At 62.4% G+C, this 10,936-nt stretch carries 8 protein-coding genes and 1 pseudogene; 3 read left to right on the forward strand and 6 right to left on the reverse strand.

Annotated features, from left to right (window positions below; translation table 11 throughout):
* Positions 1-81 precede the first annotated feature (81 nt).
* The 5 genes from WBF82_RS21695 to WBF82_RS21715 all read right to left on the reverse strand — a co-directional run bounded on the left by WBF82_RS21695 (position 82) and on the right by WBF82_RS21715 (position 7,154).
* Entirely contained in the window at positions 82-822 is a 741-nt protein-coding gene (locus WBF82_RS21695; RefSeq protein WP_424384991.1) for an Rv3717 family N-acetylmuramoyl-L-alanine amidase, read from the reverse strand.
* Positions 823-1,157: 335 nt separating this feature from the next.
* Positions 1,158-3,707 (reverse strand): protein kinase domain-containing protein, encoded by a 2,550-nt coding sequence (locus WBF82_RS21700; protein ID WP_424384992.1) that lies wholly within the window; start codon positions 3,705-3,707, stop codon positions 1,158-1,160.
* 110 nt (positions 3,708-3,817) lie between these two features.
* On the reverse strand, positions 3,818-5,386 hold the full coding sequence (locus WBF82_RS21705) for a hypothetical protein (RefSeq protein WP_424384993.1): 1,569 nt from the start codon (positions 5,384-5,386) through the stop codon (positions 3,818-3,820).
* Positions 5,383-6,240 (reverse strand): protein phosphatase 2C domain-containing protein, encoded by an 858-nt coding sequence (locus WBF82_RS21710; RefSeq protein ID WP_424384994.1) that lies wholly within the window; start codon positions 6,238-6,240, stop codon positions 5,383-5,385. Before WBF82_RS21710 ends, WBF82_RS21705 begins: the two co-directional genes overlap by 4 nt.
* A 245-nt stretch (positions 6,241-6,485) precedes the next feature.
* Positions 6,486-7,154 (reverse strand): vWA domain-containing protein, encoded by a 669-nt coding sequence (locus WBF82_RS21715; RefSeq protein WP_424384995.1) that lies wholly within the window; start codon positions 7,152-7,154, stop codon positions 6,486-6,488.
* Between the two features lie 562 nt (positions 7,155-7,716).
* On the opposite strand from WBF82_RS21715, the pseudogene WBF82_RS21720 reads away from it, so the two are divergent.
* From WBF82_RS21720 to WBF82_RS21730, 3 genes and pseudogenes are all read left to right on the forward strand, one after another.
* Positions 7,717-7,833: pseudogene (locus tag WBF82_RS21720) on the forward strand (DUF2510 domain-containing protein); the annotation flags it as partial.
* A 219-nt stretch (positions 7,834-8,052) separates the two neighbouring features.
* Positions 8,053-8,358 (forward strand): TM2 domain-containing protein, encoded by a 306-nt coding sequence (locus tag WBF82_RS21725; RefSeq protein WP_424384998.1) that lies wholly within the window; start codon positions 8,053-8,055, stop codon positions 8,356-8,358.
* 545 nt (positions 8,359-8,903) lie between these two features.
* Positions 8,904-9,026 (forward strand): hypothetical protein, encoded by a 123-nt coding sequence (locus tag WBF82_RS21730; RefSeq protein WP_424384996.1) that lies wholly within the window; start codon positions 8,904-8,906, stop codon positions 9,024-9,026.
* 98 nt (positions 9,027-9,124) lie between these two features.
* Here the strand turns inward: WBF82_RS21730 and WBF82_RS21735 are convergent, their stop codons facing one another.
* The gene (locus WBF82_RS21735; protein WP_424384997.1) at positions 9,125-10,381 is read right to left on the reverse strand and encodes a cyclic nucleotide-binding domain-containing protein; all 1,257 of its coding nucleotides are present in this window, start codon (positions 10,379-10,381) and stop codon (positions 9,125-9,127) included.
* Positions 10,382-10,936 lie beyond the last annotated feature (555 nt).

Here is a 10,936-nt window from a genome sequence, read left to right on the forward strand (position 1 = left end):
GTCAACGGTTTTCAGATGCCTTGTCGTGATTGACGCAGCGCCACTCAAAAGCGATCGGCCGCGGCTGTGCAGTCCGAACATTTAGGTGTGACCCGCTTTTCTGGTGAGATAGGAGATGATCCCGTCGGTAACTGCCGCCGCGTATTTCGCTCGGCCGTCCGCACTTTGCATCTGGGCGGCGTCATCGCCGTTCTTCATGTTGCCGAGTTCGACCAGAACGGCCGGATACTGGGCCAGATTCAAGCCCGCGAGATCGGCGCGGCCGTACAGGCCGTCAGATCCGATGTAAGTGGACGGCTGAAGACCCGACGCGAGCAACGAATCGCGCATTGCGTGGGCCAGCTGCAGAGCTGGCCCACCCTGCGCGTCGTTCAGTGGCGGATTGGAGTAGTTCACGTGGAATCCTCGACCGGTCACCGGTCCTCCGTCGGCGTGGACGCTCACGATCGCGTCCGGATGCATCGCGTTGGCCAGCGCGGCCCGTTGATCAACACAGGGGCCAACTGAATTGTCGTCATCTCGGGACAACTGGGTACGTGCACCCATCTGGTTGAGTGCATCACGGATACGCAGAGTGACGTCCCAGCTCAAGGCATGTTCGGGGTAGCCATCGTTGGTCGCAGTGCCCGTCGTGTTGCACTGCTTAGTACCGCCCCGGCCGTTTGTGACCTGCCGGGTTATCGAGGAGTCGTACACGCCGTTGTGGCCCGGATCCAGAAATACGGCCATTCCGGCGAGGCTGGCGGCCAAGGCCTTAGGCGCGCTAACCGTGGCCGCCGAGGCAAGGTTCACTATTAGCAGCGCGACAGCCACACGGTTCATGGCTTTCCGCCGCGAGACGGAGCGTAGTCTGCGGCACACACGGGGCGCGGGCGGATCGAGCATCACAGGATAGTAGCAATCAACGCAAGTGGATCCGGTTCTCTGGAACCGTAAGCTGTGCACTGCATTACGAAATTGCTGCCGTCTTGGGCAGCAGGTTGTCCGATGGTCCGGCAGGCGACCGCGCTCGGGGTGGGCAGACTGCGAAGCGCCCAGGTGCTTGAGTGACCCCAGCTGGCCCCTGACTGTGACTGTAGTGCGGGCCTCAATGGGAGGCGCAGGAAGTCCTAAACTCATTGTGTGTCAACATCTTCCGGATTTACCAGCATCAAGACCTAAAAGATGTAAACGATCGCATTGTTGCCGCCCCGGCAGGTGATCCACTGGTCGGTGCCTTCTTCTTGACACTGCATCAAGAAGGCATTGCCGCTGCATTGGACATTGGGGTTGTTGCTCTGGACGTCCGGGCAGTTCGCATGCGGGGACAACGCGTTGACGGAGATCGGTGTTTGCGGTGATGTGGGATCGGGGTTGCTGGCCAGGTAGCTTTGACCTACAACTATCGCGAACGCACAGGACGTGAACGTGTCGGCGCGGGTCGGCGCTGCGGGGCCGACTCGGTAGCCGCGGGGTAGCGCGAACCCGCCGACGCACTGGGTGTCGCCATCATTATCGGCGCCTTGCAGCAAGGCGGGCGGGGTGGCGAACGTCGGCGTCGTCGGCGTCGGCGTCTGTGCGGTTGGCGAATAAGATTCGGCGCTCGATGGGGTCTCCGACGAGGTGGGCGATGCTGCGATCGGCTGTGAACCGCGGTTGCTGGTGGCGATTGCCACGGCAATCGCCACGACTGCGATGATGACGGCGGCTCCCGTGATCACAGCGGCCCAAACTGCGCCCGACATTCGTCGCGGCGCGTTCGGGGGCGGCGGTGCAGTCCTTGGGACACTGACCGGCGGCCTGGAATGCGCGACCGGTGGCGGCGGTGGCGGCGGTGGCCTCGAGGGACCGACCGGTGGTCGAGAGTGCAGGATTGGTGTCGGTGGCGCATCAGGCGCGACGCTGACAGGCGTTGCGGCTGCTGCCTTTTGGTGGTGTCGGGCGTGTTCGATGGCGTGGCCGAGGACGTAGGTCCAGGCTTCGGGCAGGGGGCGTTGGTGGGGCGGGTTGGTCAGAGTGTCGGTGATGATCTGGCGCAGCAGCCCAGGTGTCGTCGAGGGCATGTGCTGGAGATTTTTGGTGTCGTGGTCACCGGCCAACAACCGCAGGGACAGCAGCCCCAGCTTGTAGGTGTCGGAATAGATGGTGGCCAGGTCCTCACCAGGCGGTGCTTCCCATCCCGGGGTTTCCACTTGAGGCAGCGCCGAGACGCCGTTGATGCGCATGGCGTCGCAGTCGATGAAGTAGGCAGCTTCGTGCGGGGACAGGGCGAACAGAAGGTTCTTCGGTGAGATATCGCCTACGCACACACCATGTTTGTGCATGAACGCCAGCTCAGAGGCGACCTCGCGCAACAACGAATAGCGTTGGGCATCATCGATGTTTATGCCCCGCGCCGCCAGCACCGAGGAATGGTTGAGCAGGTGTTGGAATTCAGCGGTGGTCCTCGAGACACCCTTGACTGTGGTCAGATCGATGAAGAATTCGTCGGGGATGGCTGGCATCACGAATCCCGTTGGCGCTCCTGAGTCTTCGACGAGGGCGCACGGCCAGGCGGCGCTCGAAATCAGCCGTTCGGCCTGGGCGTAAGACAGCGACTCCTCCACCAGGGCGGGCATGGCGGCTAGTGCTGTGAAATCGATCTCGGCCAAGGTGTGGGCCTTGTATTCCTTGTAGACCATCGACGCCGCGAACTTGGTCTTCACGTTAGGTGCGCGATAGGCGACCCCTTGCCCACCCTGGCCAATCTTCGTCAGTACGCCCAGCTTGTCGCGCTGGATCACCTGTCGGGTCTTCGCAGACTTTCCACGCTGTCCGGAAGGGGGGGAGTCAGTGGGCTGTGTCTGGGCTACACCGGCGGGGCGTGGCGAGTCGGCAAGCAAAGTGGGAGCGGCGTGCGGGTCGAGCGATGCGGTTGTGGTCAGGGCTTGGTGGGCGGCGGTGGCCAGCTCACGAGCGCTCTGATAGCGCTGGTCGGGGTTTTTGGCCATGCCCGCCGCGATCACGTCATCAAAGCCAGCCGGAACGGCGGGATTAAGCCGGCTGGGTTTTGGTGGGTCTTGTGTCAGGTGGCCGCCGATCTGTTGTTCCATAGAGTCGCCGGGGAAGGGCCGGACACCGGTCAAGCACTCATAGAGCACACACGCGAGCGCGTAGACATCGGCGCGGGCATCAGCAGTGCCGGTGGTGAAGCGCTCGGGAGCCATGTAGGCCCATGTGCCGATCATCATGCCGGTGCTCGTCAGTTTGGTGGCCGCAGCGTCGTGAGCGATACCAAAGTCGATCAGATACACGAAGTCGTCACCGGTAATCAGCGCATTCGACGGTTTGATGTCCCGGTGGACCAGCCCCACGTCGTGCGCCGCCTGCAGCGCAGCGGCCAGCTGCGTGATCACCTGCACGGCCCGTTGCGGGCTCATCGGCCCGTCACGCGCCAGCAAACCCTGGACATCGATGCCGTTGATGACCGGCATCACCAAATACAGCTGGCCATCGACTTCGCCGGTGTCAAAGATCGGGATGATGTGCGGTTCAGTCAGCCGGGCCGCGGTGTGGGCCTCACGGCGAAACCGCTCCCGATAACCCGGCTCGGTGCTTAGCTCGGTGGGCAGCACTTTAACCGCCACGTCGCGGCCGATCACGGTGTCGTGGGCCTTGTACACCTTGCCCATGCCGCCCTCGCCGATCAACGCGATCAGCCGATACCGCCCGAACACCACCTCATCCACCGCGGCCTCCCTCACCGCACCCCCCGCTGGCAAATGCTAGCGAACAATCCATCCGCCCACCGTCGATTCGCCAACCAAGCCAGTGGCCGGATCGCAGCAGGAGAGTCGTATCAGAAGAAGTCCCGGTTCTGGGCGGCGACGGCCATCCCGTGGCCGGTTGCGTCATTGGTGAAGCGGACCCAGCCGCTCACTGCGATCGTCCAGCCGTTGACGTGATAGGTCTGGCCGGCAGAGAGCTGCTGGATGCTAGGTGACGCGGGGAGGATGACGCCTGCGGCGGGGGACTGTGAGGTGCCGGAAGAATCCACCGCAATCTCATTCAGGCTCGGGCCGGGACAATCTGCCCCCGCAGGCGTATCCAGCAGGAGCCCCGGTTCACATGTATCGCAAACGATCTCATCCGTGGCGACCTGACACCGTGTGCCCCACGGCGTCTTCACGTACTGCTCGGTTGGGGGCGAAGTCGACTGCGAGGGCGACGCAGGTTGCGCGGTTGGTTCTGCGGACGCGGCGGTTGGGGTTTGAGTTGTGGGCGGGTGTCTTCCGTGGCTGAAACTCTTGATGGCTGCGTTAGCAATGATCGCGACGACCGCCACGATTAGCAGCGCCAAACCCCCCCTGAGCGCGTAGCGCTCCCACTGCGGTGTCGGTTCGACCGACTGAGGGTGCGGCCGTTCAGCTGGGCGGATCGATCGGACAGGCGGTGGCGGCGGGCTGAGTGGTTTGTACCGTGGGGGCGAGGGTCTGGAGTGTACGACGGGTGTCGGTGGTGCTTCGGGCGTGAAGCTGGCCGGTACCGGGCCTGCTGTTTTTTGGTGGTGTTGGGCGTGTTCGATGGCATGGCCGAGGACGTATGTCCAGGCTTCGGGCAGGGGGCGTTGCTGCGGCCGGTTGGTCAGGGTGTCGGTGATGATCTGGCGCAGCATGCCTGATGTCGCCGAGGGGATGTGGGCGGCGCTTGTGGCGTCGTGGTCACCGGCGAGCAGCCTCAGGGCCAGGAGGCCCAGTTTGTAGGAGTCGGAATAGATGGTGGCTAGTTCTTCTCCTGCGGGTGCCTGCCATCCCGGGGTTTCCACCTGAGGCAGCACCGAGGCGCCGTTGATGCGCACCGCGTCGCAGTCGATGAAATAAACCGCTTCGTGGGGGGTCAGGGAAAAGAGCAGGTTTTTCGGGGAGATATCGCCCACGCATACGCCGTGTCTGTGCAGAAACGCCAGGGCGGAGGCGACTTCGCGCAGCAGCGCGTAGCGTTGGGCATCGCCGAGGGTAATGCCGCGCGCCGCCAGCACCGAGGAATGGTTGAGCAGGTGCTGGAATTCGGCGGTTGTCCTCGAGACACCCTTGACCGTGGTCAGGTCGATGAAGAATTCGTCGGGGATGGCCGGCATCACGAATCCCGTTGGTGCGCCGCTATCTTCGACGATGGCACAGGGCCAGGCCGCAAACGAGATCAGCCGTTCGGCCTGAGCATAGGACAACGAGTCCTCGACCAGAGCGGGCATGGCGGCCAGTGCATGGAAATCGATCTCGGCCAAAGTCCGGGCTTTGTATTCCTTGTAGACCATCGACGCGGCGAACTTGGTTCTGACATTGGGTGCGGCATAAACCACGCCCTGACCGCCCTGACCGATCTTCGACAGCACACCCAGCCTGTCACGGGGGATCACCTGCCGTGTCATTGCAGACCTTCCACAGTACTGGGTCTGCGCGGCTGCGCCGTGGTCTCGTGGGCTACTTGCTTCCTTGGCCATACCGCGACCAAAGTCCGGTCGTCGTCGAAGGTTTCCCGGCTGAAGTCCACCGCGTGAGCGAACTCGATCAGGGAAGGCACCGACGGCCTGGTCAGCAGATCGCGAAACAGATCGCCCACCCCGCCTTGCCCAGTGCCCAGGGGATCGCCGATCCCGTCGGTGCCGATCAGCAACACATCGTCGTTTGCGATGTCGACCACTTTGGGCGTCACTTCGGTTGGCACGCGGGGCAATCCGACCACCGCGGATGACGCAACCCCGGAGGCCGGCACCGACTTGCCGGCGATGATCTCGACGAATTGCCCCGCTGACAGCAGCCAGGCAACGGAATCGCCGGCACTCACTAGATAGGCCCGAAGAGTATGCGTGCCGGTGGGCTCGATGACCGCACACACCAAAGTTGTCGCGAGTTGCTGCTCCGCGCGTACCGGGTCGGGGACGTCAAGTCCTAGAAGGCTTTGGGCTCGTTCATTGAGCGCCCACGCGGCGCTTTTGAGCAGCGCCAACCAGTCGGTGCTGGCGACGTCATCGCCGAGGTGCGAATGCAGCCATTCCGCGGCTTGCTTGATGGCGGTGCTCGCGCCGAGATGTGATTGCGGCGCCCCCGAAACACCGTCGGCTACAAATACAATCACGCGTCCGTCGGGCAGATGATGCAACGCAAAATCATCTTGCCGTGGTGCGCCGTTGTAGCGGTGCAGGTGTCCGCGTTGTGACACCCCACGAACGGTCATGGCGTCGGTGGACCACCCATCGATCACCACATCGGGACGAAAGGGCAACGAGCAATAGTCCGGACCGATCGCTGATGGTTCGACCGTCGGCGAGGGGGATCCCACAGTGATCTGTGGGACGACCGTAGCCCCAATAACTTCGGCAACTCCCGCCACGTCAGAGAACGGTGTGTTTGCACCAACTGCTATCGGCGCGGCAGCGGGAATTATCGGTGTGTCCAGTGGTGCGGGGGGCTCCTCGTCGCGGGATCCCCCGTGTTTTCGGCTCCGCCACCCGACCATGACCGCGAGGCCTACACGACGTCGACAGCCAAGGTAAACCCTTCTGGCTTTTCAAATTGCAGTTGAGTCGAGCCGGCCGCGATGGCCTGCCCCGAGCTGATCACCGACTGCGTCAACGAGGTGAGGAACTCGGAGATCGCCGCACCCGCGTCCACCCCGCGTGCGGCGACGAATGCGAAGTTGGGCTTGGTCGCCAGCTCGCAGATAACCGCCGCGTCGGCATCCCCGATTCCAAAGGCGAGGATGTTGGGCGCCGCCGGTTGGGCCAGCAGATTCGCTCGAACTGAATGCCATTCTTCGTTTTCGTTCGGTAGGCCGTCAGTTAAGAAAAACACCGCCGGACGATGCACCGTGTATCCCTGAGCTTTCAGGCTGGGAATGTCCACGCTGATCCGATAAGCGAGTTGGTCGAACGCTGCGGCATAGGAGGTCAGGCTCTGGGCGGTCAGCACCGGCATTCCCTGCAGGACACGCAAGTCGGCGGGTTCAAGGTAGGTGAACGCGGTGTCGGAAAAGCCGATCACCGACAATCGAACCTTGGCGGCGGCGAACGACTCTCGTTGCAAAGCGTCGTGCAGCGAGGCCAAGCCGTTGTTGAGTTCGTCGATGTTGCGCCCCATCGAGCCGGACTCATCGGCAACGAAGTAGACCAGAAGAATCGATCCTTTAGGCTCCACCACAGGACACCCCGCTCTCCCCGAATGACTGGTCGCCGCCACACGCGTGTGGCTTGGCCGTCAAAGTGTACTGCCGCGTCCGCCATGCGGTGTGATTCTTGGTGAGATTCGCAGCACCATCGCAAGGATCGCGAAGCGGGTTGCGCTGCCACGGCAATAGCGGTCGCTGGACTGGACGGATTAGTGGCGTTGCCGAATTGCGTAACCAGATAAGCGCTTACGGTTAATCGCCAAATCCACCGACCCAAGATGCTCGCATTGTCTCCGCCCAATGGGACCACCCCCCATCGGACGTGCCAGCCGTTTTGGGGCGCTTCTTCGGCAACGCCATAATTACCTCAGATGCGCAGCAGCACAGTGAATACAAGCGATGACAGAGACTGAATCGGGCAGGAGTCAGCTGACCATACGGTCGCTCCAGACCGATCCAGCCGGAGGCCGGCCTGCCGCGGTTGGGGACAAGTGGAGAAAGGAAAGAATAGTGGTCGGTAAACATTACTGATGGCTGACACCCGCGCTATTCTCCCTTCACGGGTGCAGTTCAGTTAACCGGGAGGATCTGCCCATGGCGACACCCAACCAGCCCGGCTGGTACGACGACCCGCAGGACACAAACGCACAGCGTTACTGGGATGGTCAGGATTGGACACCCCACCGTCAGCGGAAGCCGAGGGTGGAAGCCGCGCGACCACCGGTCACACCGCCGCAGCCGCCTCCGCCTCCGTCCGCTGCAGCGCCGCCGCCTCCACTTCCGTCCGCTACGGCGCCCACGATGCCGGCGCCTATACCCGCGCCACTGCCTTCGCCCCCACCTAATTTGCCGCCTACGTCGATCGCAGCGCCGGACTACAACCCGGCAGCCGCGTGGCAGGGGAGCGCTGCGCCCACGCCAACTCCTTATATGTCCGCTGACCAGGCGGCCCCCTATGGGCGAGATCCCGTCAGCGGGCAGCCCCTGTCCGACAAGAGCGCTGTCGTCGCTGGTTTGCTACAGCTGTTCTTTGGAGTCTGGGGTATAGGTCGCTTCTACATCGGTGACTGGATGATCGGGTTCTTGCAACTGGGCAGCTTTCTCATCAGCGTGGCGCTGATTTTCGTTCTGATCGGGTTCTTTACGCTCCCGTGCGTGGCGCTGTGGGTGTTCATCGACGGGATCATGATGATCATGAAAAAGGTTCCTGACAGCAACGGTCGCCAGCTGCGATGAGGAAGATACTCATTCAGTCCTTCGTTGAGTGATGGCTCTGCTCGCGTGGCGCGCGGTCCACGAATCTGCCAAGAATCTTGCAAGCGGCCGTTCTGAACCTCGATTTCGCGTTTATGTTCAAGAAGCGTTGTGGCCGTAGATGATTGACTCTTCCTACCGCTTCGCGCGACGGGTTGGCGTCAACCCGCGCGCATCACGAGTCGGGTTTTTCAGCTCCCGATTGGTCCGCTGGCATCACAATAAGAGCCTGACGTCGCCGTTGACCTGAAGGGCTGGAAGCGCGATGGGCGGTAGTCGTCTCGGGTTTGATCTTCTCGGGCCGTTGTTAATGACCGTTGCGGGTACGCCGGCGGCGTTGGGTACGCCCAAGCGGCGGGCGGTGTTGGCCATGCTGCTGATCAACCGCAATCGCGCGGTCGGGATGGAGTCGCTGGTCAACGCCACCGGGGATCAGTCACCCGCGCCAGGAGCACACACAAGCATCCACTCCTACCTGGCAGCTTGGAACGCAATACAGGCTGTCAACGACGAAGGTGTGGACGGTCTTGCACGGCGAACACACAGTCGAGATCAAGAAGGTTCGCCCGCAATGGTTCGGCGGCCTTCTGCCGAACACGTACACCATCAAGGTCGACGGTGCAGAGGTCGCCCGCAGCCAAGGCTTCTGAAGCCTCGGCTAGCCGATCCGCGACTACATCGCCACACCTCGGGTGGCTGACATCGTGAAACCCGTCCAGAATACCGACTTTCAAAGACTGTGGAGTTTCTAGGATTCGTCGCGTTTGGAGTAGTCGACCTCGCCGGCGTAAGCGAGCCTCTGGTTGGCGATCGCCTTCATCGCCTCCTTGGTGGTCGTGTTTCCCGTCATGGCCCTCAAGAAATCTTCTCGGTTCAGGCGCCAGAGTGTGCCCGCCTCCTGGCATCGCACCGTGGCGGTACGCGGCGCCTCGAACAGCAGGGCAATTTCACCAAAGTGGTCACCCCCGTGCATCGTTCGTATTCGTTTGCCGTCAACGGCAGCCTCGAAGACACCTGAGCGGATGAGAAACATGTCCTCCGCGGCATCACCTTGTCGGAAAATGACATCGCCTGCGGCGGCCTGCGAAGAAACGAGAGCAGAGGCAAGCTGATTCGCAGCCGCAACAGACAGTGGTCCGAACGCCTCCACCTTGTTAACAGCGTCGAGTTCTTCGTGACTAATGGGAGACAGCCGTTCGATCCGCGTCAGTCGCAGCAGGGCGTAGAGCGCGCCGAGCACCGCCAAGCCGGCGGCCACCCGCAGGGACCCGCGTACTCCGACTGCAGCGTTGAGCTCCGCCGCGCAAAGAGCCGATACACCGAAAGTCGAGACAAAGATCAACGCGTTGATTCCAACGAGTAGGTCTAGTGATCGCCCTGAGGCACTCCGTTGCAGCAACGTGCGGCTACACACCGCTTGGTAGGCAACACCGATGCCGGCGACGCTCACCAACACGAGGGCGGCGCCCTTGACCGAAGTCACCGTCAGCGCGCACAACGCTAGCGCGCAACTGAGAAGGCCGATCGCCAGCGGAACCGACATCGAACGTCGACCATCGAGCGAGAGGCTTGCGACGCCTCCGATCATGCCGCCAACAGCGACAACTCCAACCAGCACTGGGGTTCCGTTGGCGCCGATGTGCACGATCTCAGTCGCGATGCTGGTCGCGTTGCTTTGCTCGAAACCGCCAAGCGAAGCACCCAGAGCCATGACAATGACCACTGCCCGGGCGTTCGGCAACCTCCGAAGCACACCGATACCGCCGGCGAGTTCGTTGAGGATTCGTGAACTGTCGTTGGCCGCTACCCGAGTATCTATGCCGCGAATGGCCAGCAGGGGCCCGGCTCCGAGTGCGACAAGTATCGCGACGCTCGTCACGACAGCGGACGGCCCGGAGAGCCACAAACCGGCGGCGGCCGCCCCGGCACCGACTAATACCGCGGTGGTCTCGAGAATTGCGAAAAGTGCGTTCGCCGCGACCAACTGGGCCGGTGAATTAGCCAACCACGGGAGCAGCGCATCATGGAGTGCACTCGGGGCGGAGCGCGTGAACCCTTCTACTGCAATCGGAACAAACAGGAGCGCGCTCGTTGCATGAAGCTCCAATACCGGAATCGCAAGCGCTATTCCACCTCCGTTCGCAATCATGGCACCAGCCAGGACGCGCTCGCGCCTGAACCGGCCCGCTAGCGAGGCAAAAACTGGAACGCCCATCGCTAGGGCGAGCTGCGTAACGAGGCTGTACAAACCTGGGCCGATCGGGCCGAGCCGCTTGAAGGTTATGACCAACATCGTCGCAGTCCAGGCCACGTGGACGACTGTGCCGATCGCGACTGATGCTTCTGCCTTGGCGATATTCGCGTTGGATAACGCATGAGAAATTACCGCCCATCGACTTGCACGTGGCACGCCCGCGGCCATCCGCCGAGCGTATCGCTCCGGCGCGAGGTCTACGGCAGTAAACTTTCATATCCGCTACGCCTTGACCCTGGGCGTCGATCAACACCGACGGGTCGTTCCGAATTATGTCTATTGCCATCACGCCGTAATCATCGATAC

Origin of the sequence: Mycobacterium sp., assembly GCF_049673265.1 — a bacterium.
Classification (GTDB): Bacteria; Actinomycetota; Actinomycetes; order Mycobacteriales; family Mycobacteriaceae; genus Mycobacterium.